The organism is Ruegeria sp. YTSC192, assembly GCF_059609705.1.
In genome coordinates this window covers 187,668-212,098 of record NZ_JBXWMG010000007.1, presented here as the reverse complement: position 1 = coordinate 212,098, position 24,431 = coordinate 187,668, and the positions used below count along the sequence as shown (strand labels likewise).

The 24,431-nt window shown below is 57.0% G+C and carries 24 protein-coding genes; 22 read left to right on the top strand and 2 right to left on the bottom strand.

All coding sequences use genetic code 11. The features are described 5' to 3' along the window. Positions 1–13: 13 nt before the first annotated feature. Genes AC2FD8_RS12375 through AC2FD8_RS12365 form a run of 3 tightly spaced genes read left to right on the top strand, consistent with a single transcriptional unit; the run spans position 14 to position 3,530 of the window. A complete protein-coding gene (locus AC2FD8_RS12375; RefSeq protein ID WP_496856521.1) occupies positions 14–1,540 on the top strand; it encodes a sugar ABC transporter ATP-binding protein in 1,527 nt (508 codons plus the stop codon). Then, the gene (locus AC2FD8_RS12370) at positions 1,537–2,544 is read left to right on the top strand and encodes an ABC transporter permease (RefSeq protein WP_496856519.1); all 1,008 of its coding nucleotides are present in this window, start codon (positions 1,537–1,539) and stop codon (positions 2,542–2,544) included. Before AC2FD8_RS12375 ends, AC2FD8_RS12370 begins: the two co-directional genes overlap by 4 nt. 41 nt (positions 2,545–2,585) lie before the next feature. Further along, positions 2,586–3,530 (top strand): ABC transporter substrate-binding protein, encoded by a 945-nt coding sequence (locus tag AC2FD8_RS12365; protein ID WP_496856518.1) that lies wholly within the window; start codon positions 2,586–2,588, stop codon positions 3,528–3,530. A gap of 92 nt (positions 3,531–3,622) precedes the next feature. Here the strand turns inward: AC2FD8_RS12365 and AC2FD8_RS12360 are convergent, their stop codons facing one another. Continuing rightward, entirely contained in the window at positions 3,623–4,678 is a 1,056-nt protein-coding gene (locus AC2FD8_RS12360) for a LacI family DNA-binding transcriptional regulator (RefSeq protein ID WP_496856516.1), read from the bottom strand. Between the two features lie 97 nt (positions 4,679–4,775). Here AC2FD8_RS12360 and AC2FD8_RS12355 point away from each other — a divergent pair, with 97 nt between their 5' ends. From AC2FD8_RS12355 to AC2FD8_RS12300, 12 genes are all read left to right on the top strand, one after another. Beyond that, complete coding sequence (locus tag AC2FD8_RS12355; RefSeq protein ID WP_496856515.1) at positions 4,776–5,015, top strand: hypothetical protein; 240 nt, start codon at positions 4,776–4,778, stop codon at positions 5,013–5,015. A gap of 22 nt (positions 5,016–5,037) precedes the next feature. Next, positions 5,038–6,183: a TRAP transporter substrate-binding protein gene (locus AC2FD8_RS12350; RefSeq protein WP_496856513.1), complete on the top strand. Its 1,146-nt coding sequence runs from the start codon at positions 5,038–5,040 to the stop codon at positions 6,181–6,183. A 115-nt stretch (positions 6,184–6,298) separates the two neighbouring features. After that, the gene (locus AC2FD8_RS12345) at positions 6,299–6,814 is read left to right on the top strand and encodes a TRAP transporter small permease (protein ID WP_496856511.1); all 516 of its coding nucleotides are present in this window, start codon (positions 6,299–6,301) and stop codon (positions 6,812–6,814) included. Positions 6,815–6,825: 11 nt separating this feature from the next. After that, positions 6,826–8,154, top strand: a complete 1,329-nt coding sequence (locus AC2FD8_RS12340) for a TRAP transporter large permease (protein WP_170643943.1) — start codon at positions 6,826–6,828, stop codon at positions 8,152–8,154. A gap of 10 nt (positions 8,155–8,164) precedes the next feature. Next, positions 8,165–9,472, top strand: coding sequence for a histidinol dehydrogenase (hisD, locus tag AC2FD8_RS12335; protein ID WP_496856509.1), 1,308 nt, complete (start codon positions 8,165–8,167; stop codon positions 9,470–9,472). Between the two features lie 4 nt (positions 9,473–9,476). Continuing rightward, on the top strand, positions 9,477–10,235 hold the full coding sequence (locus AC2FD8_RS12330; protein WP_496856507.1) for an SDR family NAD(P)-dependent oxidoreductase: 759 nt from the start codon (positions 9,477–9,479) through the stop codon (positions 10,233–10,235). After that, on the top strand, positions 10,232–11,212 hold the full coding sequence (locus tag AC2FD8_RS12325; protein ID WP_496856505.1) for an alcohol dehydrogenase catalytic domain-containing protein: 981 nt from the start codon (positions 10,232–10,234) through the stop codon (positions 11,210–11,212). Before AC2FD8_RS12330 ends, AC2FD8_RS12325 begins: the two co-directional genes overlap by 4 nt. Before the next feature lie 11 nt (positions 11,213–11,223). Further along, entirely contained in the window at positions 11,224–11,514 is a 291-nt protein-coding gene (locus AC2FD8_RS12320; RefSeq protein WP_353338535.1) for a UxaA family hydrolase, read from the top strand. Between the two features lie 12 nt (positions 11,515–11,526). Next, positions 11,527–12,708, top strand: a complete 1,182-nt coding sequence (locus tag AC2FD8_RS12315; RefSeq protein WP_496856503.1) for a UxaA family hydrolase — start codon at positions 11,527–11,529, stop codon at positions 12,706–12,708. Between the two features lie 48 nt (positions 12,709–12,756). Beyond that, complete coding sequence (locus AC2FD8_RS12310; RefSeq protein ID WP_496874304.1) at positions 12,757–13,767, top strand: Ldh family oxidoreductase; 1,011 nt, start codon at positions 12,757–12,759, stop codon at positions 13,765–13,767. Positions 13,768–13,872: 105 nt separating this feature from the next. After that, complete coding sequence (locus AC2FD8_RS12305) at positions 13,873–14,280, top strand: universal stress protein (RefSeq protein ID WP_496856500.1); 408 nt, start codon at positions 13,873–13,875, stop codon at positions 14,278–14,280. Positions 14,281–14,342: 62 nt separating this feature from the next. Further along, complete coding sequence (locus AC2FD8_RS12300; protein ID WP_496856546.1) at positions 14,343–15,206, top strand: lysophospholipid acyltransferase family protein; 864 nt, start codon at positions 14,343–14,345, stop codon at positions 15,204–15,206. 230 nt (positions 15,207–15,436) lie between these two features. Here AC2FD8_RS12300 and AC2FD8_RS12295 read toward each other — a convergent pair whose 3' ends face one another. Further along, complete coding sequence (locus AC2FD8_RS12295) at positions 15,437–16,312, bottom strand: LysR family transcriptional regulator (RefSeq protein ID WP_496856498.1); 876 nt, start codon at positions 16,310–16,312, stop codon at positions 15,437–15,439. A 132-nt stretch (positions 16,313–16,444) separates the two neighbouring features. On the opposite strand from AC2FD8_RS12295, the gene AC2FD8_RS12290 reads away from it, so the two are divergent. From AC2FD8_RS12290 to AC2FD8_RS12260, 7 genes are all read left to right on the top strand, one after another. Then, positions 16,445–17,410: an NAD(P)-dependent oxidoreductase gene (locus AC2FD8_RS12290; protein ID WP_496856496.1), complete on the top strand. Its 966-nt coding sequence runs from the start codon at positions 16,445–16,447 to the stop codon at positions 17,408–17,410. A 222-nt stretch (positions 17,411–17,632) separates the two neighbouring features. Beyond that, positions 17,633–18,748, top strand: a complete 1,116-nt coding sequence (locus tag AC2FD8_RS12285; RefSeq protein WP_496856494.1) for an aromatic ring-hydroxylating oxygenase subunit alpha — start codon at positions 17,633–17,635, stop codon at positions 18,746–18,748. Between the two features lie 104 nt (positions 18,749–18,852). Then, entirely contained in the window at positions 18,853–19,881 is a 1,029-nt protein-coding gene (locus AC2FD8_RS12280) for a sterol desaturase family protein (RefSeq protein ID WP_496856492.1), read from the top strand. Between the two features lie 6 nt (positions 19,882–19,887). Beyond that, the gene (locus AC2FD8_RS12275; RefSeq protein WP_496856490.1) at positions 19,888–20,727 is read left to right on the top strand and encodes a 3-methyl-2-oxobutanoate hydroxymethyltransferase; all 840 of its coding nucleotides are present in this window, start codon (positions 19,888–19,890) and stop codon (positions 20,725–20,727) included. Positions 20,728–20,783: 56 nt separating this feature from the next. Then, a complete protein-coding gene (locus AC2FD8_RS12270) occupies positions 20,784–21,962 on the top strand; it encodes a trans-sulfuration enzyme family protein (protein ID WP_496856488.1) in 1,179 nt (392 codons plus the stop codon). 237 nt (positions 21,963–22,199) lie between these two features. Continuing rightward, positions 22,200–22,949 carry an SDR family oxidoreductase gene (locus tag AC2FD8_RS12265; RefSeq protein WP_496856486.1) on the top strand — a complete coding sequence of 250 codons (750 nt, stop codon included), beginning with the start codon at positions 22,200–22,202 and terminating at the stop codon, positions 22,947–22,949. Positions 22,950–23,584: 635 nt separating this feature from the next. After that, on the top strand, positions 23,585–24,427 hold the full coding sequence (locus AC2FD8_RS12260; RefSeq protein ID WP_496856484.1) for a bifunctional allantoicase/(S)-ureidoglycine aminohydrolase: 843 nt from the start codon (positions 23,585–23,587) through the stop codon (positions 24,425–24,427). The last annotated feature ends 4 nt before the right edge of the window (positions 24,428–24,431 follow it).

The window sequence follows — 24,431 nt, the reverse complement described above, 5'->3', positions numbered from 1 at the left end:
AATGGGAGGAGAAATGACGAAACTGGTCGACATGACGGGGATTGATAAGCACTTCCCCGGTGTGCATGCGCTGAAATCCGTGCAGTTCGATCTGTTTCCGGGTGAAGTTCACGCGCTGATGGGCGAGAACGGTGCCGGGAAAAGCACGCTGATGAAGATCCTCTCGGGGATCTATCAGCGCGACGGCGGCGATCTGGTGATCGAAGGGAAATCCGTTAGCCCAACCACCCCGCGCGAGGCGCAGGATCTGGGCATCGGTATCATCCATCAGGAACTGAGCCTGATGAATGACCTGACCGTTGCGCAGAATATCTTCATCGGACGCGAACCGCGCAAAAGCTTTGGTCGTCTGGACGAAGCCGCGCTGAATGCGCAAACGGCCGAGATCTTCGCCTCGATGAACCTGAACCTCGACCCCAAGGCTCTGGTTGGCAGCCTCACCATTGCAAAACAGCAGATGGTCGAGATCGCCAAGGCTTTGTCCTTCCGGTCGAAAGTTCTAATCATGGACGAGCCGACCGCAGCTCTGAACGACGCCGAAATCGCCGAGCTCTTCGTCATCATCCGCCGCCTCAAGTCTGAGGGTGTGGGCATCGTCTATATCAGCCACAAAATGGACGAGCTAAAGCAGATCTCGGACCGGGTCACGGTCATGCGCGACGGGGAATATGTGGGCACGGTTGGTGCCGCAGAGACCCCGATAAGCCAGATCATCGCAATGATGGTGGGGCGCGAAGTGAATGAGGAGCCCCTAGACGTTCCCGATCTGGGCGATGCAGAGATTTCTCTGCAAGTCACGGGCCTGAACCGCAGCAAAGAGATTCAGGATGTCAGCTTTTCGGTTCAGAAAGGTGAGATACTTGGCTTTGCCGGTCTGATGGGCGCTGGCCGGACCGAGGTCGCGCGAGCAATCTTCGGCGCTGATCCAAAAGATGCCGGAGAAATCCGGGTGCATGGTCAGGTAGTCTCGATCAAATCGCCAACCGATGCCGTGAAAGCGGGGATCGGGTATCTATCTGAGGATCGCAAGCATTTCGGCCTCGCCACGGGGATGAATGTGCGGGACAATATCGCGCTGGCCTCGATGGATCTTTTCACAAGCACCGGCGGCGTTCTGAACGACGGCGAAATCAGTACCACCGCCAAGGGCTATATCGCGCAGCTGGGCATCCGGACGCCATCGGATGTGCAAGAGGTTCGGCTGCTGTCCGGCGGTAATCAGCAAAAGGTGGTCATCGCCAAATGGCTGCTGCGCGATTGCGATATCCTGATCTTCGATGAACCCACACGGGGCATCGACGTCGGTGCAAAATCCGAAATCTACAAACTGCTCGAGGAGCTGGCTGAGCAGGGCAAGACGATCATCGTGATCTCGTCCGAATTGCCCGAGATCATGCGCCTTAGCCATCGTATCGCCGTGATGTGCGAAGGCCGGCTGACCGGCATTCTGCCCGGCGGAAAAGACACCACACAAGAAGACATCATGCATCTGGCCACGCAACGCGCGGCGGCGATGCAGGTAACAGGGACAATGCAATGACCACAGCTACGGATATCGACAAGAAAAAGCCCCTTGGGGGATTGTCGGAAAGCGGTGCCTACCAGAAACTACTGGCCTTCGCGAGCCTGATCGCGCTGCTTATCGGCTTTTCGATCGCGTCACCGAACTTCATGCAAACCTCGAACATGATTGCGATTTTGCAGGCGACCTCGGTCAATGGGGTGCTGGCTGTTGCCGCGACCCTGGTGATCATCACCGGCGGGATTGACCTGTCGGTCGGCACACTGATGACTTTCTGCGCCGTGATCGCGGGTGTCGTGCTGACCTATTTGGGCATGCCGTTGTTGGTGGGTGTTGTCGCCGCAATTGCGGCGGGTGCGCTCTGTGGCATGTGTTCGGGGACATTCGTCGCCAAGATGAAAATCCCGCCATTTATCGCCACACTTGGCATGATGCTGATCCTCAAAGGGCTGTCTTTGGTGATCTCGGGGACGCGGCCGATCTATTTCAACGACACGCCGGGCTTTGACCAGATCTCGCGCGGATCGCTGATCGGAGAGGTTTTTCCCGCACTACCCATCCCTAACGGCGTGCTGATCCTGTTCATCGTTGCCATCGCCGCCTCGTATATTCTGGGGCGCACGGTTCTGGGCCGCTATACATTTGCGCTGGGGTCAAACGAAGAGGCGGTGCGCCTGTCGGGCGTCAACACCGATATGTGGAAGATCCGCATTTATGCGCTGGCCGGAGCTATCTGCGGCATCGGCGGCATCCTGATCGCCTCGCGTCTGAACTCGGCACAGCCCGCATTGGGCCTTGGGTACGAGCTTGAGGCCATCGCGGCGGTTGTCATCGGTGGCACATCGCTCTCGGGCGGTCGCGGCACGATCCTAGGCACATTGATCGGCGCCTTGATCATGGCAGTGCTGACCAACGGGCTGCGGGTCCTGTCCGTCGCGCAGGAGTGGCAGACCGTTGTTACCGGCGCGATCATCATTCTGGCTGTTTATGCCGACATGGCACGGCGCAAGAAATCCGGTTGAAAACTACCAATCTTAGAACGACCAACTGTGGAGGAAAAAACATGTTTTCACGTCGTTTCATTCTGGGGGCGCTGAGTGCGGCCACCCTGGCAGGCCCCGCCTCGATGGCAGCTGCCGAAGAAATCTATATCCCGCTGGTATCCAAGGGCTTCCAGCACCAGTTCTGGCAGGCGGTGAAGTCCGGGGCCGAGCAGGCGGCGGATGAGTTTAACGTCACCATCACCTTCGAGGGTCCCGACAACGAAACCATGGTGGACCGTCAAATCGACATGCTGGCAGCAGCCCTGGCCAACAATCCCAAGGCCATCGGCTTTGCGGCGCTGGACAGCCAGGCGGCGATCCCGCTGCTGAAACAGGCCAACGACAAAGGTATTCCGATCATTGCCTTTGACAGCGGCGTCGACAGCGACATCCCGCTTTCGACCGCCACCACTGACAACCTTGCGGCGGCGGGTCTTGCTGCAGACAAGATGGCCGAGAAGATTGGCGGTAAAGGCAAGGTTGCCGTTGTGGCGCATGACCAGACCAGCCAGACCGGTATCGACCGCCGTGATGGCTTTGTGAACCGTATCGAAGAAAAATATCCCGATATCGAAGTCGTCACGGTTCAATACGGACAGGGTGATCACCTGAAGTCGACCGAGGTGACCAAGGCGATCCTGACCGCGAACCCAGATCTGAATGGTATCTTCGGTACCAACGAAGGTTCGGCCATTGGTGTTGTGAATGGGGTTCAGGAACTGGGCACCGAAGGTCTGGTCATCATCGGTTATGACAGCGGCAAGGCGCAGAAAGACGCGATCAAAAGCGGTCTAATGGCTGGTGCGATCACGCAAAACCCCGTTGGAATCGGCTATGAAACCGTCAAAGCTGCCGTTTCCGCCCTGAACGGGGAAGAAGTGCCGACCCTCATCGACACAGGCTTCTACTATTACGATGCCTCGAACATCGACGATCCGAAAATCGCGGCCGTCCTGTACGACTGAGACCACCCACTCACGATGAACTGTCCGGCCTGCCCTTACTGGGTGGGCCGGATGTTCTAGAGGCAGCTCGTGTCAACTATTGGCCATGTGTCCTAGGCTTGGGGTGCGGGCCCGAGTGACTCGCGTATTTTTGTCGTCGCCTTGAGCTGCACACTTGACACCGGCTCCTCTGCTTTTCGCAAAGTAACCAGCATACGGGCGGCCCCCACGCCCATGTTGCGATGCGGAACGTGAACCGTTGTCAGGGCCGGTGTTACGATCTCTGCTATTTCAATATCATCAAAACCCGTTATGGACACGTCCCGCGGCACTTCAAGCCCCATTTTTCGGGCCTGCCTGAGTGCCCCGGCGGCAAGCACGTCGTTGCCACACATGATCGCAGTCGGCCTGGGTTTCAGTTCCATCGCCGCCTCAAGGGCGCGGGCTCCGTTGTCGATCGAGTAGGGCGTTTCGATGACATGCAGGTTTCCGATATCCAGATTCCGAGACAGCATTGCTTGCTTTACGCCCTCACAGCGCAACCGAGCCCTGTCATTGCCCTCGCGCTCTGCCGTGACAAAGGCAATGGAGCGATGCCCAAGGTCAAGAACCTGTTCTGTCAGCGCCTGCATCGCGCTTCGGTTATCGAACCCGATGGACAGTTGCGTTTGGTCAGGATCATAGACCCAGGCAACTACACACGGGATACGTTGTTTCTTGAGGAACTCATAAACCTGCGGAGTTCGGTCAAAACCAATCAGCAACAACGCATCTGCACCGCGTGCTACAAGGCTGCGGATTTGTTCTTCTTCAAGCTCGGGGTTGTAGGACGAACTGGCGACGAGAAGGGTGATGCCGTGCCGCTGAAGTTCTTCCTGAAAGGCTTGCAGGCCACGTGCGAAGATGGCGTTTTCCATCGTCGGGACAATGGCACCAAACGTTCTGGTGCGTTTCGCAGCAAGGGCCTGAGCTCCGAAGTTCGGAGTATAGCCAAGTGTTTTGACCGCGCTTAGGACCCGTTCGCGGGTTTTCTCGGACACCATTTTGGGATTGTTGAGGCACCTTGAAACCGTCGCAGTCGAAACGCCTGCACGTTGCGCAACGTCTTCCAGCGTTGGTGAGTTCGCCGAGTCCTTGATTGGCGAGTCTGGAAAAGGTGCCTTCGTCATCTACCTAAATACACTTGTGGGTTTGACGCTCCATTTGCGCTCTTCGGATCGCGAGGTCAACCGGGGTGCCACTACAGGTACATTGCAAGCGCTTGCAATGCAAAATGTAAGCGCTTACAGTGAATTCGAATCGATGTGGAGGGGTTTGGCAATGTTCATATTCGCGGCCATTGCGCTATTTCTGGCGTTCCTGACCAACGTTGTTGCGGGTGCCTTTGGCTACGGCCAATTTCTGGGCGACGTAGGAGAGATGATTTTGCTGTTCGCGGCATCGCTCGCGTTCGTTGTCGTCACGCTCAGCAAAGAAACGGCCGCAAAATCAAAAAACAATAAATAACATGACCCATAGGGAGGAAAACATGGATCGTGATAAGCAGGAATTGGCTTCGGCTTCGCGCCGAAACTTCTTGAAGCTTGCAGGAAGCGGTAGCTTCACTGCGGCACTGGTAGCGGGGGCTGCGGGGACTTTGTGGTCCAGCGAGGCCGCAGCGCAAACCGCCAAGGAAGAGCGTGAACGCGAGGATACAGCGGAATTCACGATGACCCTTGCGACAGCGTATGTCTTGGGTGCGTCGCGCAGCTATCCGATCATGCAGTTGGACCTGAAGGAAAACATCCAGAACGCCACCAACGGCAAGGTCTATGTCAAGCTGGCGCCGGGTGGCCAGCTTGGGGCCGGTGGCGCCCTGGTGCAAGCGGTGCAGGCTGGCACCATCCAATGTGCGCAGCATTCCCTGTCGAATTTCGCGCCCTATGCCAGCGCGGCTGACCTGATCAACATGCCCTATTTCTGTGGCTCGAACCAGCGTTTCACCAACCTTGTGACCTCGGATGCGTGGAAAGCCGAAGTACACCCCAAGATCGAAGCCGCAGGTTTCAAGGCGCTTTTCTACATCAATATCGATCCACGCGTTGTGGCCGTGCGCAAAGGCGGCAACGCCGTGATCACACCCGGCGACATGGCGGGGGTCAAGTTCCGCGTGCCCGGATCAAAAATGCTGCAGCAGTACTATCGCATGGTCGGCGCAAACCCGACGCCGGTGGCCTGGGGTGAAACGCCTTCGGCGATCAAGCAGGGCGTTGCAGATGCTCTGGACCCGTCGGTTGGCGCGCTCTTTGTATTTGGCTTCAAGGACATCCTGAGCCATGTCACCTTTACCCAAGCGGTGCCGGACAGCCAGATTTACTCGATGAATCTGGAATGGTTCAACTCGCTGCCGTCGGACGTTCAGGACGGTATCGAATTCGCAGGCGAACTGACATCGCATCAGAACCTGGCCAAGGTTCCGTCTGCTCGCACCTACGCAATGGCGGAGCTGCGCAAGGCAGGTGTCGAGTTCCACAGCCTGAGCGAGGATCAGCTGGCGGAATGGCAGGCTGCGGGCGGGTACCAACTGTCCGAATGGGACGAGTTCAAGGTCGAACTGGCCGGTTCCATGGACAACTTTACCAAGCTGGAAGAAGCGGCTGGCACGAAAGGGCGCTACTACGTCCACGATGCTTGATACGCTTGGTCGCGTTTCAGGGGCGGCACATTAACCTGCCGCCCCACAGATTTGACGACAACTTGGAAATCCGGCTGCCGGCCGCCCTTGAGGTGCCGGTTAACGGGAGGATTGCATGCAAAGAATACTGCAAGAACTGAACCGGAATGCCGAGCGCTGGCTGCTGCTCGTGTTCTACACGATGCTGGTGGCAACGATGTTCATCGAGGTACTTCGGCGCGAATTGTTGTCCTATTCCTCGATCTGGGGCGAGGAAATCGTCCGATACTCTTTCATCTACCTCGCGTGGATCGGCGCTGCTGCTGCGGTTCGTGAACGCGGCCATATCCGCATTGACGTGATCATGCACTACGTCAGCCCACGTCTTAAGGCGTTGCTGTATCTTTTCGGCGATTTTGTGATGGTCGCCGTGTCGGTCGTGGCGCTCTATTATTCTTATGAAACGGTCCACGTTTCCGCAAAATTTGGATCCGTGACAGACGGGCTGCGCATCAGCCGTGTCTGGTTCCTGATGGCCGTTCCAATCGGGTTTGCACTGGTTCTGTTGCGCCTCTTCCAATCCATCCTCCGCGACATCGCGGACCTTCGTGCGGGTCGTCCTGTCTACGAAGGCGACAAACTGTTCGACTGAGGGGGCTGGACATGCTTTGGAACCAACTCGATCAATCCGTTATTCTCGGCTGGGATTTTTATGGCCCGGTCATCCTGTTCGTCGTCCTTGTCGCACTTGCCGTTCCCGTCTGGGCCGCCATCGGCTCGGCCGCGATCCTGATGCTTGTCTGGTCAGGGGCTCTGCCTTTGAGCCTCGTCGGGGAAAAGCTGTTCTCTGGCATCGACTTTTTCGCGCTGACGGCTGTGCCGCTGTTCATCTTAACAGGCGACGTCCTCGTCAGAACCGGGCTCAGTCGAAAATTTCTTGATGTGGCCGAGGCTCTAACACAATTCGCCAAGGGCGGCTTTGGATCAGCCACGGTGCTTGTCTGCGGTATGTTCGCCGCGATTTCGGGCTCGGACGCCGCAGGGGCAGCAGCTGTTGGCCGCATGACGATCGACCGGCTGGTCGAATCCGGCTACCCCCGGCCTTATGCCTGCGCTCTTGTTGCGGCTGGTGCCTGTACCGGTATCCTTATCCCGCCATCGATCGCCTATATCATCATCGGCCTTGTTTTGGGGATTTCTGCCTCGACACTGTTCCTGGCCGCTCTGATCCCCGGCATCGCGATCCTTCTGTCCATTCTTGCCACCAACATCATCATGAACCGCCTCAAGGGCTGGGAAGGTGGTGGCAACATCAGCATGGGCGAATACTTCTCGCGGCTAGGCAAAGCTCTGAAGTCCGGTTGGTATGCCTTTCTGGTGCCCGGCATCATCTTCTACGGCATCTTTTCAGGTCGTCTGACGCCGACCGAAGCAGGCGCTACAGCCGTGGTGGTGACGATCGTCATGGGGTTCATCCTGCGCACTCTGAGCCTGAGCGATTTTCCCGCGATGCTGGTCAGTTCAGCCAAGGTGAACGGGGTCATTCTGCCAATCATCGCCTTTTCGGCCCCCTTGGCCGAAGCACTGGCCATCATCGGTGTCCCGCAAGGCTTTGTGGCAGCCGCCACCTCGGTCAGTGACGAACCACTTGTCCTTATCCTGATGATGGTCGGCATCCTGATCGCAGCGGGCTGCGTTATGGAAACCACGCCGAACATCGTGATCCTCGCGCCGATCCTGAAGCCGTTGGCGGATGACATCGGCATGAACGAGATCCAGTTCTGCATCATGATGATCACCGCTTTGGGCGTTGGTTTTATCACGCCACCTTTGGGGCTGAACCTTTTCGTGGTCGCAGGAATAACGGGTGAGTCGATCCTGAAGATCGCTTATCGCGCGATCCCGTTCGTCCTGTTCATGCTGATCGTCACCCTGTTCATTGCCTACGTGCCGACGATCTCGACCGTTCTTCTGCCAGATATCTACAAGTAGGAAGCAATCAATGCCGAGAGAATATCTCAAAAAAGCGACGCTGACCTCGAAAAGCGATGCTTCGGAAACCAAGAAAATCGTCCGTGACATTCTTGATGAAATCGAGGCCGGCGGGGATGAGGCTGCCATGGCCTATGCCCGGAAGTTTGACAACTATGATGGCGAAATCCTGCTGTCCGCTGAAGCCATCGAGGCGGCGTCGGCTCTGGTACCCGAAAAGCTGAAGCAGGACATCCAGTTCAGCCACGCCAACGTTAAGAAATTCGCCGAGGCGCAGCTGGGCACGGTCAAGGACTTTGAAACCGAGGTCGTGCCGGGCTTTATCGCCGGTCAAAAGGCAATTCCGGTGGATGCCGCGGGCTGCTATGTGCCCGGAGGGCGATATAGCCATATCGCAAGTGCGATCATGACCGTCACCACGGCGAAAGTCGCTGGGTGCAAGAACATCGTCGCTTGTTCTCCACCACGTCCCGATGTGGGTATTGCGCCTGCTATCATCTATGCGGCGCATATCTGTGGGGCAGACAAAATCCTGGCCATGGGCGGTGTTCAGGGCGTTGCAGCGATGACGTTTGGTCTGTTTGGATTGCCCAAGGCCAATATTCTTGTGGGTCCGGGAAATCAGTTCGTGGCTGAGGCAAAGCGGATGCTGTTTGGCCGTGTCGGCATCGACATGATTGCCGGCCCGACCGACAGCCTGATCCTGGCCGATAAAACAGCCGATCCGATGGTGGTTGCAGCCGATCTCGTGGGGCAGGCCGAGCATGGCTATAACTCACCGGTTTGGCTGGTCACCGATGATCGCGCCCTGGCCGAAGAGGTCATGCAACTGGTGCCAGAGCTGATTGCAGATCTGCCGGAAGTAAACCGTGACAATGCCACCGCCGCCTGGCGCGATTACGCAGAGGTCATCCTGTGCGCGGACCGCGAGGAAATGGCAGCAACTTCCGATACTTACGCCCCCGAACACCTGACGGTGCAGGCCGAGGATCTGGATTGGTGGCTGGATCGCCTCAGCTGCTATGGATCGTTGTTTCTGGGCGAAGAAACCACCGTGGCCTTTGGTGACAAGGCGGCAGGGACAAACCACGTTCTTCCGACCTCGGGGGCGGCCAGCTACACAGGTGGCCTGAGTGTCCACAAGTACATGAAAATCGTGACCTGGCAGCGCGCGACTCGCGAAGGTGCTAAGCCCGTAGCCGAAGCGACCGCACGGATTGCACGCCTCGAAGGCATGGAGGGCCACGCACGCACGGCTGACATCCGCCTGAAAAAGTACTTCCCGGACGAAGAATTCACCCTGACGGCGGAAGGCTAAGCACTTGTCCGCATCTGGTTTATTCAGCGTTAGCGGCCGCGTGGCCGTGGTGACAGGTGCCAGTTCCGGCCTTGGGCGGCAGGCGGCCACTATCTTGGCAAAATCTGGTGCCAAGGTGGTGGGCGTGGCTCGCCGCGCCGAGGCACTGGCAAGCTGGTCCGACGAGTTGGATGGCGACGTGGCCGGGGTTGCTGGCGATGTTGCCGACCTTGAAAACCTGCCGGAACTGGTGCGCGAAATCTCCGCTCCTTTCGGCGCGCCGGATATTCTTGTTCACGCTGCGGGCCTCAACCCCAGACTGCCTGCCGAGGACCTGTCACCGGATATTTGGAATGCGACGCTTGCAGTCAACTTGTCTGCCCCGTTCTTCCTGAGCCAGGCTTTTGTTCCGGCCATGAAGGAAAAAGGCTGGGGGCGGATCGTCAACTTTGCCTCACTGCAATCCTTCCGGGCCTTTCCAAACGGTCTGCCTTATGGCGCATCAAAAGGCGGAGTGGCCCAAATGACGCGTGCAATGGCCGAGGCGTGGTCGTCTTCTGGGATTACCGCGAATGCGATTGGTCCGGGCTTTTTTGAGACCGAACTGACAGCAGCGGTCTTTGCAGATCCCGAACGGGCCGCACGAAACGCGGCCCTGACCTGCATGGGGCGCAACGGGGAACTCGACGATCTTGACGGGCCTCTGATCTTTCTGTGCTCAGAAGCCTCTCGCTATGTGACTGGCCAAATTCTGATGCTGGATGGGGGGTTCACCGCCAAATGAAAGCTCTTGTTTATACCGACGTTCAGGCCCTTTCCTATGAAGAGACCAGGGACCCAACCCCACTGCTGGGCGAAGCGCTGATCCGGGTGGAAAGCGTGGGTATCTGTGGCTCGGACATGCATGCCTATCTGGGTCACGACAACCGTCGCCCGGCCCCTCTTATCCTTGGGCACGAAGCGGCTGGCACCATCGTTGACGGACCCCGCGCAGGTGAACGTGTGACGATCAACCCTCTGGTCACCTGCGGTGCCTGCCCTGCATGTCTGTCCGGGCGTGAGAACCTGTGTCCCAAGCGCCAGATCATCTCGATGCCCCCGCGCGAGGGCGCCTTTGCCGAGCTTGTTCGGATTCCTGAAGCCAATCTGGTCACGGTTCCTGACGATGTTTCACTGGCCAAGGCCGCACTGGCCGAACCCATCGCCGTTGGCTGGCATGCGGCCCGGCTTGGTGTCGAGGTGTTGCATCCATCGGAACCCCGCCGCGCGCTGGTCATCGGCGGTGGAGCGATCGGTGTCGCTGCCGCTTTGTCCCTGCAAGCGATGGGGTTCGAGGACGTCGTGATCGTCGAAAGAAACGACGTCCGTCGAGAATACCTTGCCACCACCTGCGGGATGAAGGTCGCGCAAGAGGTCGAGGGCGAAGCCCCGCTGGTTGTGGACGCCGTCGGATTTGCAGCCACGCGGGCGGTGGCCTCGGCGGTTGCCGCACCCGGAGGCGTGGTTCTGCATATCGGACTGGGTGAAGACACCGGGGGTCTGGATGTGCGTCGCATGACGCTGCAGGAAATCACTTTTATCGGCACCTACACCTATACCGCACAAGATTTCCGCGACACCGCCGCCGCCATGTTCGAGGGCAGGCTGGGCGCGCTGGACTGGGTGGAAAGCCGCCCGTTGTCAGATGGCGCGCAAGCCTTCGAAGACATTCTGGCAGGGCGTGTCGCGGCCCCGAAAATCATTCTAAAACCTGACGCCTGAGGAGACTACAAATGGCTGAAATCCCCCACCTGCTTGTCCACGAACATGCCGACAATGTCGGTGTTGTCGTGGTCGAGGGCCTGACAGCCGGCACTGATATGCTGGTCTGTGTAACCCACGACAATTCGACCTTTCGCCTGACATCTGGCGCTGATGTGCCAATCGGCCACAAGATCGCGCTGAAAGACTTCAAGGACGGCGATACCGCGATCAAATACGGCGAAGACATCGGCAAGATCATCGCCGATATCCCCAAGGGTGCCCACGTCCACACTCACAATTGCAAAACGAAGCGCTGGTAAGGAGTCCGTCTCATGGCACTCGATTTCAAAAATATGTCCGTGCATGCTTACCGCCGCGAAAATGGCCGTGTAGGTGTTCGAAACCATGTGGTTATCCTGCCGGTCGACGATATCTCGAACGCGGCCTGTGAGGCCGTTGCCAACAACGTCAAAGGCACGCTGGCCATCCCGCATGCCTATGGTCGCTTGCAGTTTGGCGCGGATCTGGACCTGCATTTCCGCACCATGATTGGCACCGGGGCAAACCCGAATGTGGCCGCCGTTGTCGTGATCGGTATTGAGCCGGGTTGGACCAAACGGATTGCGGACGGCATTCGCGAAACCGGCAAACCGGTCGCCGAATTCTCGATCGAGCAGAAGGGTGACTTTGAAACCATCCGTCAGGCCAGCTGGGCCGCCAAGGAATTCGTACATCTGACCTCGGAATACCAGCGCGAAGAATGTGCGTTGAACGAGCTGTGGATCTCAACCAAATGCGGTGAGTCCGACACAACCACCGGTCTGGGGTCCTGCCCGACAGTTGGTAACATGTACGACAAGCTGCTGCCCGAAGGCATCACAGGCTTTTTCGGCGAGACCTCGGAAATTACTGGCGCTGAACACATCTGCCAGAAGCGCGCGATCAACGAAGAAGTTGGCGAGCGCTGGTACAAGATGTGGAAAGCCTATCAGGACGACGTGATCTTTGCGCACCAGACCGACGACCTGTCGGATTCCCAGCCGACCAAAGGCAACATCGAAGGCGGCCTGACCACGATCGAGGAAAAAGCCCTGGGCAACCTCGAAAAAATCGGTCGGACCTCGCAATATATCGACATCCTCGATGCCGCCGAAGCGCCAAGCGCGGGCGCGGGGCTTTACTTCATGGACAGCTCCTCGGCTGCGGCGGAGTGTGTGACCCTGATGGCGGCCGGTGGCGCCGTTATCCACACCTTCCCCACGGGTCAGGGCAATGTGGTGGGCAACCCGATTGTTCCGGTTGTCAAGATCACCGCGAACCCCCGGACCGTGCGCACGATGGGAGAGCACGTAGACGTTGACGTGTCGGGTATCCTGCGCCGGGAACAGACCATTGACGAAGCAGGCGATGCCTTGATCGAAATGATCCGCCGCACGGCCAATGGCCGCAACACAGCCGCCGAAGCTCTTGGCCATCGCGAGTTCTCGATGACCAAGCTCTATCGCAGCGCCTAAGTCGGGCAGGGGCGGCGCAAAGGCGCCGTCCCACCTAAAGACAAAACCATGGCACATATGGAAAACATCAGCCTTTCCGAGGCAAAAACTCTGATTTCAGGGGCATTGATGGCTGAGGGGGTTTCAAAGGAACACTCTGAATCCGTCGCCAATGCGCTGGTTGCGGCCGAAGCCGAAGGTCAGACGGGTCACGGGTTTTCGCGCCTTGGGGACTATGTCGCGCAGGTGCGCAGCGGCAAGATAAACCGGAACGCACACATTGCGTCGCGGCTGACCAGTCAAACCGCTGTTTTGACCGACGCCGATTTCGGTTTTGCATACCCGGCGCTGGATCATGCCATTTCACAAGGCATAAGCGTGGCGCGTTCATACGGCACAGCAACGATGTCGATCAAAAACTCACATCATGCGGGGGCACTGTCGGTGCAGGTCGAAAAACTCGCAGCTGCGGGTCTTGTAGGGCTGATGTTTGCCAATGCCCCGCCGGCAATCGCCCCCTGGGGTGCCGCGAGCCCGGTTTTTGGCACCAACCCCATCGCCTTTGCAACCCCGCGACACGATGCACCGCCACTGGTGATTGATTTGGCGCTGTCGCATGTTGCACGTGGCAAGGTCATGCATGCCAAAAAGACAGGCCAGCCCATCCCACCGGGCTGGGCCTTTGACAAAGACGGCAAGCCCACCACCGACCCGGCAGCCGCGCTGGCTGGTTCCATGGCACCAGCCGGAGGGGCAAAGGGAACCGTACTTGCCTTGATGGTCGAGGTTTTTGCCGCAGTTTTCACCGGCGCAAACCCAAGCCTGGGCGTGGCCTCGTTTTTTGACGCGGATGGTCCTGCTCCGGGCTCTGGTCAATTCCTGATTGCCATGAGGCCAGACAATCTGGACTCTTTTACGGACCGCCTCGATACGGTTCTGAACGTCATTGAAAGTCTTGAAGGCGCAAGGCTTCCGGGGGATCGGCGCGCAAAGTCGATCACCCGCGCGCAATCCCATGGCATAGCTGTTCCCCGCCAATATCTTGATCTGGCTCGTGACCTAGCGCGTGCAGATGTCTGAGCCCGCCAAAAGTTGCCGAGACCGCCTTTTCTGCGTTGCTGGTCAGTATGTCGACTGACCTGATGGACGCTTCAACCACCACCTGAAACGACAAAGGAACTGACTATGTACACGCACGTTCTGATCCCGGTTGCACTGGACCACGAAGGCGTTGTCGCCAAGAAAATCGCCACTGGGCGGCGTCTGCTTGCTGAAGGCGGCAAGATAACGTTGCTGACAGTGCTGGAAGACATACCCGGTTTTGTCGCCGAGTTTGTGGAATCCAAACCCGAAAACCACCTTACGTCGCGTATCAAGGACGAACTGGATCGTCTTGCTGGTGGCGCAGGTGATATTTCGACCGAAGTTGTCACTGGCAAGCCGGGTCTGAAGGTGGCGGAATATGCACGCGACAACCATGTTGATCTGGTAATTGTCGGATCTCACAAACCGGGTGTTCGTGATTATTTTCTGGGCTCGACAGCATCGCGTATTTCGCGCCGTGCGCCTTGTTCCGTTTTCATCCATCGGTGAGGGGCAGGGTGTCTCAGACCTTCAAAAGACCCGGCACTGCGCGCCCGAAAAAACAGACTCGGCTGTTGCTTGGCCAAAGCGACGGAAAAAACCTGAGCGAACAGCCCTATGACCGGCGCCGTTTGTCTTACGCCTCCACATTCAGCAACCCGGTTCAGCGACGAACGATCCAAGCGATCGAACTTGTCACAAGCAAATTCCATTTGTTGCGTCGCATCCGCAAATTCGAGGCAATGGGCGTTCCCTCCGGGCAACCGTTCTGGGGACAGGCCCTCAAGGTGATGGGCATTGCGCTGCAGACACCCGACGAAGAAATACGCCATATCCCACGCAGGGGGCCCGTGGTGGTGGTCGCCAACCATCCGCATGGGCTTGTCGATGGCATGATCCTGGCAGAGCTGATTGGTCGGGTTCGTACCGACTATAAAATTTTAACAAGGTCGCTGCTGACTGGTGTCGTTGAAATCGACCAGTTCATGATACCGGTGCCCTTCGATCATGAACCCGACGCACTTGAAAAGAGCCTTGAGATGCGCCGAAAAGCTATGGAGCATCTTGCCAGCGGAGGGTTGATTGCATTGTTCCCATCGGGGGTTGTTGCCTCGTCGGACAGTTGGTGGGGGCCTGCGGTCGAACGCGAATGGAATCCCTTTACAGCCAAGTTGATTCAGCGCTCTGGGGCCACAGTTGTCCCGATCCGCTTTCCCGGAAGCAACAGCCGCGCCTATCAAATCGCAAGCAACATCTCTGCCACCCTGCGCCAAGGGCTACTTCTATACGAAGTGCGGCACGCCTTGGACAAACCTCAGCGCCCTATCGTTGGTGACCCTGTTGCAAGAGACGAAGTTGAAAAACGGGCAAGCAACCCTCGGAAGCTGCTCAGCTTTTTAAGACAGCATACGGTCTCATTGACCAGTCGATACTGAACATCCGGGCAGCTGAAAGAAATAGGGTCAGCATTGAAGAAGCGCTTAAATTCCGGCGCCATTCATTTGGTTGCAGCAATCTTTTCTATCTTCACCGGAAATGAACATACCTTCGATCCGCTGTCCCTGCTCGCTACTGTTGTAAGAGGTCGCTTTTCAAAGAAAATGGCGATTGTTCAAGAAGCCCCAATTCCAAAGGCCCGCTTTGCCGCAGAACTCGTGGAGTTTGTTCAGGTAAATATCTTCTTGATCCACATTTCAAATAGCTTTCTGGCAACGTCATTTGGCTTTGATTTCTGTCCTCCGACAAGAAAATGACCTTGTTGGATCGGAATTGCACCACCGACAATTGATATGGCCCGGCCCGTTTCAATAGCTGTTTTCGCGAACCTTTCCAGAACCACAGCATATCCTCCACCAGAGGCCACAATATCGACAGCGGCGATGGTCGTATCCACTGCGATTGAAGACGGAGGGGGCGAATATTGAGTGTCAAAGGCCGACAGATATTTTGGCCACAAGTCCTGAAAGCCCAAAATCTGGATGTGAGGTCCCAGCAGAAGTTCCGTGGTCGAGAGTTTCCCCTCTCCGTTTCTGCTGGACGCAATTGGAACGATACGCTCATCCGAAACCCTCTCGAAGGGGGCATCGTTCCAGTCACCCTTTCCCAGGCGCAGTTCTACATCGACGTGTTCGCGGCCAGCGGATTCAGCCCAAATATTGGAAACCAACCTGATCGAGAATTTGGGATCGCTGCGGGTGAATTCGGGCAGCCGGTGCGCAAGAAACAGGGTCGCCGTGGAAATCGGCACTCTGACCACCAGTTCTTGCGACTGACTGGTTCCAAAAAGGCTGGTTGTCGATAGATCGATGTCGCCCAAAGCCCGCCGGACCGAGAAGGCATAAGCTTGACCCATTTCTGTCAGGCTGAGATGCCGCGCGGCGCGAAGGAACAGGGGGCAGCCAAGCTCTGCCTCCAGCGAACGCACATGCAGGCTGAGCGCGGATTGCGTGATGCCCAGCTCTTGCGCGGCGACAGTAAAGCTCAGGTGCCGGGCTGCGCATTCGAAAGACCGAAGCCAGATAAGGTTAGGAGAGTTCGGCATTCTTAGCACCTAAAATTTTCGCTGATAACTACGATTTTTATTCGTTTTACACGACACAAACAATGCTCATAAGTTTGGGCAAATTGCACCAATGCCGATCAAGGTTTCGGCTTGAGCCAGAGGAACGCACAAATGAAAGTTGGATTTATCGGTCTTGGGAATGTCGGCGGCAAACTGTCGGGATCTTTACTGCGCAATGGTGCTGATCTTACGGTTCACGATCTGGATGCCGATCTGGTCGCGGATTTCGTCAGTCGCGGCGCCAAAGCAGCCGAAGGCCCGGCCCAGCTGATGCGCGATTGCGACGCTGTCATTACCTGTCTGCCATCTCCTGCGGCCTCGGATGCGGTCATGCAACAGATGTTGCCCGAGGTGAAAGAGGGTAAAATCTGGATGGAGATGTCGACCACCGACGAGGAAGAGGTCAAGCGCCTCGGCGCGATGGTCATGGACGCAGGCGGTGCCGCGGTGGATTGTCCGGTTTCGGGTGGCTGTCACCGGGCCGCGACCGGCAATATCTCGATCTTTGCGGGATGTGACCGTGCAACCTTTGACCGAATTGCACCGTTCTTGAAAACCATGGGTCGCCGCATTCTGCACACTGGCGAGTTGGGTTCTGCTTCGGTTCTGAAGGTGGTAACCAACTATCTGGCCACCGCCAATCTTGTGACCTGTTGCGAAGCACTGGTGACCGCCAAGGCGGCAGGCATGGACCTCAACACCACCTATGAGGCGATGAAGATCTCCTCGGGCACGTCATTTGTACACGAAACCGAAAGTCAGGTGATCCTGAACGGGTCGCGCGACATCTCTTTCACCATGGACCTGGTGAAAAAGGATGCGGGTTTGTTTCAACAGGTGGCCGACCGCCACAATGTCCCTCTGGAAATTTCTCCCAAGCTGGTGGAAATCTTTGACGATGGCATCTCGCGCTACGGCGAACGCTGCTATTCGCCCAACATCATCAAACGCCTGGAAGAGGCTACCGGTCTCGACATCCGCGCACCGGGCTTCCCGCCTGAGATGCTGGACGATGAGCCCGAAGAGCCGGGTTACGAGGTGATCCCGCAGGGCTTAGACCTCAAGGCTGTGGAATAAGCCGGGAGGGCGGCACGCAACGGCCTTTGCTGGCCTTGTCAGCGCGCGGCAGGATTGGAACAAGAACGTGCGAAAGGCCTGACCGCCTTTTGCGATACTGTTCAGAATGCGACATTCCCAGATGCCGCGACCAGCAAAGTAGTGAAACCGGAAGGGCATGATAAACAGCGTCAACCGATAGTAGATCGCCGCCTGTTTCACGAATATCCAAGGACGCCCGCCATGCTGCAAGCAAGTTCAGACCGCCAGCGCACACCGGACGCAACATACTACATCAGCGAAGATGTGCTGGGAGTAGAACGCGAAAGGATATTTTTTGACAGCTGGCAGTTCGCTGGCCATATCTCGCAGGTGACGAACCCCGGTGATTTTGTCACCACGTCGATCTTTGATCAGAATATTCTGATCGTGCGCGGTCAGGACAATGAAATTCGCGCGTTTTACAATGTTTGCCCGCACCGCGGCCATCAGCTGGTGACAGGCGAAGGCAACAAACGTGTCATTACCTGCCCCTATCACGCATGGACTTTCGGGCTTGAGGGGAACCTGCGTGGTCTGAAGAAAGCGGCCAATACCAAGACGCCAGACCGCTCTGAGGTGTGCCTGTCATCAGTGCGCGTGGATCAGCTGGCTGGTTTCTTGTTTGTAAATCTCAGCCCGGAAGCCGCTCGGTTGGCCGATTTTGCTCCGGGGCTTGAGGCACAAATTCTTGAGACCTGTCCTGAATTGCCGGACCTCGTGCTGGAAGAGGGCGCCGCATTGGGCCACACTTATGAATGTGAGGCCAACTGGAAAGTGTTGTTGGACAATTATCTGGAATGCCACCATTGCGGGCCAGCCCATGACAGTTTCAACGACATGATGGATATCGCCAACAGCAAGTTCGAACTGTTTGAGAACTACACCTATCAGATTGCCCCAACGGCCCAAAAGACCCAGAGCAAGGCCTTTCCTCTGGACCTTGAACACGATGTTACCGTGGGCAATTTCTGGTTTCTTTTCCCGAACACGGTATTTGGCCAATTCCCCGGTACGCGTGGCTTTTATATCTCGCGATTTGATCCCGTAACGCCAGATTTGACCCAGCGTCGCACACTGTCCCTGATCACGGCCGAACCGACGGACCCGGATATGATGCGCCGCCACAAGCTGCGATCTGACTGGTCGGTAAATGTGGTCAGCCAGGAAGATCGCGCCCTGTGTGAAAACGTCCAACGCGGCATGCATCAACGTGGATATCAGCGAGGGTGGTATATCACCGACCCGGACGAGCATGGCATTTCCGAACATGCGATGCGTTACTTCCATGACCTGTATCTGACTGCGCTAGAGGCTTAACCCATGTGCGGAGCCACCCGGAAAGCAAGCCGAAAATACCCTTTTGAGCCGCCCCCTGTTGCGATCTGAGGCCCCTTCAGATCACGAAAAACAGGAGAAATGACATGACAACCGCTGATACCAATGCCGATGCCAAAGACAAACCTATAGACCCCGGCCCGATGAGCCGGGAATGGCACTGGCACCCGGACTTGCCGGTCAAATATGCGCCCTATTGGGCCTGGCCGCCGAAATTTGGCGCGTTGGCGAAATGGGTCTGGCAGAACTGGCTGCAATTCTCGGATCGGTCAATCTTTCTGGCTTTGGCGTTTCTGGTGGCGTTTGTGCTGCAACCGGTTGGACCGGATCAGGCAAGCCTGTCCTTTGGCTGGATCTGTCATGTATTTGTCCGCAACTGGATCTTGTTGCTGATCGTCGCCGGTGGTCTGCACATGTGGTTCTATGGGGTCGATGGGCAAGGCAAGCTGCTGAAATACGACCCGCGCCCCTACATGAAACGCAAGAACGCGCTGTATAAATTCGGCTACCAGACCTGGGACAATATGTACTACTCTCTGGTCTTCGGTGCGCCAATCCTGTCACTACTCGAGTGCTTTTTGCGCTGGATGTATGCCAATGACTATATCGGCACGCTCAGCTTTGCTGCCCATCCGATCTGGTTCATTGCCCTGTTTCCGATCTTGGCGATCTGGCAGAGCTTCCATTTCTACGCCGTGCATCTCTTTCTGCACCAGCCATTCATCTACAAGCACGTCCACGCCGTGCATCACCGCAATGTCAATACCGGCCCATGGTCGGGCATGTCGATGCATCCGGTTGAATCCTTCGGCTATCTCAGCGCCATCCTGATCGTGCTGATCCTGCCCAGCAACCCGGTGCATATGCTGTTTCTGGGCTATTGGCTGATGCTGGGTGCCGCGTCATCCCATTCCGGGTATGAGGCGATCTGGGCGCGTGACCGTCAGGCCTTGCTGATTGGTGCGTTTTTTCACCAGCTGCACCACCGCTACTACGAATGCAACTACGGCAACGCGGAAATGCCATGGGACAAGTGGTTCGGGACTTATCATGACGGATCCGAAGACGCGACAAAACGCACACGGAACCGCAAACGCGAAATGCACGTAAGGTAAAGTGCCATGAAGAAAATCTATACATATGGCGGCGAATACGCCCAGCGAAACCTGACTGTTGCAGATATTGTTGAGCGTAAAGCCAAGAATATCCCGATGACGCAGACGACTGCCACCAATGCAGAGGAGGCCGCCGCAGCCGAAGCTGCGGGAATCGACATGTTCTCGATGGTCAGCGAGGACATTCATGCAGTTCGTGCTGGTGCGCCCAATACTTTTGCGGTGAGTGCTGTGATGATGACCAGCTACGTCACCAATGACGAAATCCTGCGCGAGGCTGTCCGCGCCTGCGAAGCCGGGAGTGATGCCATCTACACCTGCCGTGGACTTGATGTCGTTGAAATGCTGTCGAAACAGGGAATGGCCGTTCAGGGACATCTGGGACTTGTTCCGCGCAAATCGACATTGGTAGGGGGTCTACGCACGATAGGAAAAACCGCCGAAGAGGCGATGCGCCTGTTTGAGGATTTCCGCAGGCTGGAAGATGCCGGGGCCTATGCTGTAGAAGTGGAATGTGTTGCCAGCGAGGCGCTGGCCGAGATCAAGAAACACAGCCGCCTTGTCACCCATTCAATCGGGTCAGGCCCTGCTGGTGACGTCACATTCCTGTTCATGGAAGATCTGGGCGGCGACGTTGAAAACCCGCCGCGTCACGCGAAGGCGTTTGGCGACATGCTCAGCATTCGCAACCAATTGCGCGAAGAACGTGACCGCGCACTCCGGGCATTTCGGGATGCCGTTCACGAAAGGCAGTTCCCGGACGCTGCTCATTCTGTTTCTATGCCTGCGCAGGAACGTGAAAAGCTCAGAGAAGCGCTGAGCCGTTGGAAATCAGTTCACAGTTGATGAACTCAGACAGAAAATGGGGAAAAATGCAAAATCGCAACATGCTCAACGGGGTGATGACCAGAGCTATTCATGCCGGAGAAGAGCCCGATCCGTCCACTGGAGCGTCGGCCCCGGCGTTGCATATGTCTTCGACATTTGTGACAGACCAGGTGGCCGGGTTTTCAGCCCATGATCTGGAAGACGAGGCACCCTATCTTTATGCGCGCTGGTCCAACCCCAATGTAAGAACGCTTGAAGCAAAGATCAGTGCGCTTGAAGGCACAGAAGATTGCCTTTGCCTTGCCTCGGGCATGGCCGCTGCAACCGGGATCTTCTTAACCTTTCTGTCTGCAGGCGATCATGTGGTCATGTCCGATGTCTCGTATGCGGGCGTTGCAGAACTTGCGCGTGATACCCTGCCGCGATTGGGGATCGAGGTCAGTCTTGTCGATATGTCCGACTTGGCCGCCGTGTCCGCGGCGATCCGGGCGAACACCCGCCTGGTTCACACCGAAAGCCCGGTAAACCCTATCGGTCGGTTGACCGATCTGGCGGCGGTCTCACGGATTGCCCATCAAGCGGGGGCACTTGTTTCTTGTGATGCAACCTTCGCCTCACCTCTGGGGCAGGCTCATGTTGAACTTGGCATCGATCTTATCATGCATTCCGTGACCAAATATATCGGGGGGCATGGCGATGCTGTCGGGGGCGCAATTGCCGGTAGCAGGGAATTGATTGCTAAAATTCGCAACGAAGCTGCCATCCATCACGGTAGCATCATGTCACCGTTCAATGCCTGGCTGATTGCGCGCGGAATGGCCACGCTGCCACTGCGTATGCGCGCCCATCAAGCGGGCGCTCAGGCGGTTGCCGAATGGTTGGAAACCCGCGCAGATGTGACGCAGGTTGTGTATCCGGGTCTTCCGTCCCACCCGCAGTTCGATCTGGCCCAACGCCAGATGAAAAACACATCAGGCATGATCAGCTTTCAGGTTGGCGATGCAGCCAAGGGCGAGGAATTGGCGCAAAAGATGATCGAGAGATTGCAGATCATCCACTATGCGGTGTCTCTTGGGCATCACCGCAGCCTCATCTTCTGGATGGAGACCGATGCTTTGATGACAACGTCTTTCAGGCTTAGCGGTCCACAGCTGGAAAGCTATCGCGCCTTTGCTGGAGACGGCGTTTTCCGTCTTTCCGTTGGGCTTGAGGACGCCGAAGATCTGATCGCTGATCTTGCACAGGTTCTCTAATTGCTCCAATCGGCTCACTTGTCGCTTCGGGTTAAACCCGAAACGACAAGTGACACGAATATCCCGAGAGCGCTGAAAGCGTGGCAGGGTAGCGGATTTCCGGGTGGACGGCACGAATCCTCGGAACACAGGAAAAGTGGGCCTTCACCGACACGTGCCAAAGCCCGCTGCCCAGCTATGCCAAAGGCGCGCAATGGGCAATGAAGACCGAAGTTTTTCATACGGATTGAGGACGACATGACTAAATCACAGGGCCGTCTGGCCGGAAAGAAAGCACTGGTAACGGCCGCAGGGCAGGGTATTGGTCGCGCCAGTGTCGAAAAATATGTGGCCGAAGGCGCGCAGGTTATCGCCTGTGATATCAATGATGCAACGGTCACGGAACTGGCTGCGATCGAGGGTGTGACCGCACTGAAGCTGGACGTCACCGATGCGGATGCCGTGGCTGAGGTCGTCTCAACCTCCGGCGCTTTGGACGTATTGTTCAACTGCGCCGGGTTCGTCGGTGCCGGGTCCATTCTGGATTGCGACGATGATCAATGGGATTTCAGCTTTGATCTGAACGTCAAGGCGATGTACCGGCTGGCCAAGCTGGTTCTACCCGGCATGTTGGAGCAGGGCGGTGGCGCGATCATCAATATGTCCTCGGTCGCTTCGTCGATCAAGGGCGTGCCGAACCGCTTCTCGTATTGTGCGTCCAAAGCGGCCGTGATTGGCCTGACCAAGTCCATCGCTGCCGACTTCATCACGCAAGGTGTCCGTTGCAACGCGATCTGCCCCGGTACCGTCGACAGCCCCAGCCTGCACGACCGCCTTCGCGCGACTGGCGACTATGAGCAGGCGATGAAAGACTTCATCGCGCGTCAACCTATGGGCCGCATCGGCCACGCAGACGAGATTGCTGCTCTGGCCGTCTATCTCGCCAGCGACGAGGCCGCATTCACCACCGGACAGACCTTCGCCATCGATGGAGGCTGGACCGTATGATACGGAAAATCTGAGAGAAAACCGCTGTGTTTTGGTCCGGTTGTTCAAGAAAAACCGGGCCTGATGGCCGATATTGTTCTTTACCGAACCCAAATGGCAGAAACCCGTTTTTCTGCTTGGTTTGCAAAAACGCCTGCGTCAGCGGCCACCTTTATCGCGTCGTGCCCCAGACAAGTTCGCCGCCATCAATGGCGTCGCGTAGGCGACGTTGGGTGACAGCGCCCCAACCAGATACATAAAATGCACTGCGCTCGATGATCAAAGGCGTAGCAATGCCCGTTTGGCGAGAGAACTTTGTTAATAATTTACCATAATCATCATTATGCGTCACATCAGCTTTATCGGCGCCCGCTACTCTGAAGTGCGGCTACTAGAAAACGATGTGTTACTTAGTTGGAGAAAATCGCATGGCACAAGCTTCTCTGGACATAAAAAGCTACGCGAACGCGTTGTGAACGCTACCTTTTTCCGGTCCAACCTGACAACTGTTCAGCGCCAGACTAGACTTCGCATTCAACAGACAATTGCCCTGATTGTCAAATTTTCGCAGAGAGAGTTGTCACCTCCTTCTGGCTGGTTCGCTCCCCGGAACCAGAGCATATGTAGACGGGCACGGCTTTTCTTCAGGAGCACACATGAGCACGCAGTACTACGCACCCCATGGCGGACACCCCGGCCAAGACCAACTGCTGACAGACCGCGCCGTGTTTACGGATGCTTATGCCGTGATCCCCAAGGGCACCATGCGGGACATCGTGACAAGCTTCCTGCCGTTCTGGGACGATACACGCCTGTGGGTGATCTCGCGCCCACTGACAGGATTTGCCGAGACATTCTCGCAATATATCATGGAGGTGCAGCCGGGCGGAGGTTCTGACCGGCCCGAGACCGACCCCGAGGCCCAAGGCGTGCTGTTCGTAGTCGAAGGCACCGCGACACTGATCGCTGAAGGAACGCGCCATGAGCTGACCCCTGGCGGCTATGCTTATCTTCCTCCCGGATGCGACTGGACCCTGCGCAACCACTCTGAAAACACCTTGCGATTTCATTGGATTCGCAAAGCCTATGAGGCCGTTGAAGGGCTGGACACGCCGGATGTTCTTGTGCTGAACGAAAACGATATCGCGCCGACGCCGATGCCCGGCACTGATGGGAAATGGGCGACAACGCGTTTTGTCGACCCGAGCGACCTACGCCACGACATGCATGTGACCGTCGTGACGTTCGAACCCGGTGCGGTCATCCCGTTCCTCGAAACCCATGTCATGGAACACGGTCTTTACGTGCTTGAGGGAAAGGCGGTGTATCGGCTCAACAATGACTGGGTCGAGGTCGAGGCCGGAGACTACATGTGGCTGCGCGCGTTCTGCCCACAGGCCTGCTATGCAGGCGGCCCGGGAAAGTTCCGGTACCTGCTCTATAAGGATGTGAACCGACACATGCCTCTGCGCCTTGGATCTGCCGCCAACCGGCGATAGAACT

Bases quoted from the DNA above. Each gene is read 5' to 3' on its own strand.
- AC2FD8_RS12310 (WP_496874304.1), top strand. From the start codon at position 12,757: ATGGCACATATGGAAAACATCAGCCTTTCCGAGGCAAAAACTCTGATT.
- AC2FD8_RS12305 (WP_496856500.1), top strand. From the start codon at position 13,873: ATGTACACGCACGTTCTGATCCCGGTTGCACTGGACCACGAAGGCGTT.
- AC2FD8_RS12365 (WP_496856518.1), top strand. From the start codon at position 2,586: ATGTTTTCACGTCGTTTCATTCTGGGGGCGCTGAGTGCGGCCACCCTG.
- AC2FD8_RS12370 (WP_496856519.1), top strand. From the start codon at position 1,537: ATGACCACAGCTACGGATATCGACAAGAAAAAGCCCCTTGGGGGATTG.
- AC2FD8_RS12295 (WP_496856498.1), bottom strand. From the start codon at position 16,312: ATGCCGAACTCTCCTAACCTTATCTGGCTTCGGTCTTTCGAATGCGCA.
- AC2FD8_RS12360 (WP_496856516.1), bottom strand. From the start codon at position 4,678: ATGACGAAGGCACCTTTTCCAGACTCGCCAATCAAGGACTCGGCGAAC.
- AC2FD8_RS12315 (WP_496856503.1), top strand. From the start codon at position 11,527: ATGGCACTCGATTTCAAAAATATGTCCGTGCATGCTTACCGCCGCGAA.
- AC2FD8_RS12290 (WP_496856496.1), top strand. From the start codon at position 16,445: ATGAAAGTTGGATTTATCGGTCTTGGGAATGTCGGCGGCAAACTGTCG.
- AC2FD8_RS12275 (WP_496856490.1), top strand. From the start codon at position 19,888: ATGAAGAAAATCTATACATATGGCGGCGAATACGCCCAGCGAAACCTG.
- AC2FD8_RS12350 (WP_496856513.1), top strand. From the start codon at position 5,038: ATGGATCGTGATAAGCAGGAATTGGCTTCGGCTTCGCGCCGAAACTTC.
- AC2FD8_RS12355 (WP_496856515.1), top strand. From the start codon at position 4,776: ATGCAAAATGTAAGCGCTTACAGTGAATTCGAATCGATGTGGAGGGGT.
- AC2FD8_RS12345 (WP_496856511.1), top strand. From the start codon at position 6,299: ATGCAAAGAATACTGCAAGAACTGAACCGGAATGCCGAGCGCTGGCTG.
- AC2FD8_RS12375 (WP_496856521.1), top strand. From the start codon at position 14: ATGACGAAACTGGTCGACATGACGGGGATTGATAAGCACTTCCCCGGT.
- AC2FD8_RS12320 (WP_353338535.1), top strand. From the start codon at position 11,224: ATGGCTGAAATCCCCCACCTGCTTGTCCACGAACATGCCGACAATGTC.
- AC2FD8_RS12260 (WP_496856484.1), top strand. From the start codon at position 23,585: ATGAGCACGCAGTACTACGCACCCCATGGCGGACACCCCGGCCAAGAC.
- hisD (WP_496856509.1), top strand. From the start codon at position 8,165: ATGCCGAGAGAATATCTCAAAAAAGCGACGCTGACCTCGAAAAGCGAT.
- AC2FD8_RS12280 (WP_496856492.1), top strand. From the start codon at position 18,853: ATGACAACCGCTGATACCAATGCCGATGCCAAAGACAAACCTATAGAC.
- AC2FD8_RS12325 (WP_496856505.1), top strand. From the start codon at position 10,232: ATGAAAGCTCTTGTTTATACCGACGTTCAGGCCCTTTCCTATGAAGAG.
- AC2FD8_RS12340 (WP_170643943.1), top strand. From the start codon at position 6,826: ATGCTTTGGAACCAACTCGATCAATCCGTTATTCTCGGCTGGGATTTT.
- AC2FD8_RS12265 (WP_496856486.1), top strand. From the start codon at position 22,200: ATGACTAAATCACAGGGCCGTCTGGCCGGAAAGAAAGCACTGGTAACG.
- AC2FD8_RS12270 (WP_496856488.1), top strand. From the start codon at position 20,784: ATGACCAGAGCTATTCATGCCGGAGAAGAGCCCGATCCGTCCACTGGA.
- AC2FD8_RS12285 (WP_496856494.1), top strand. From the start codon at position 17,633: ATGCTGCAAGCAAGTTCAGACCGCCAGCGCACACCGGACGCAACATAC.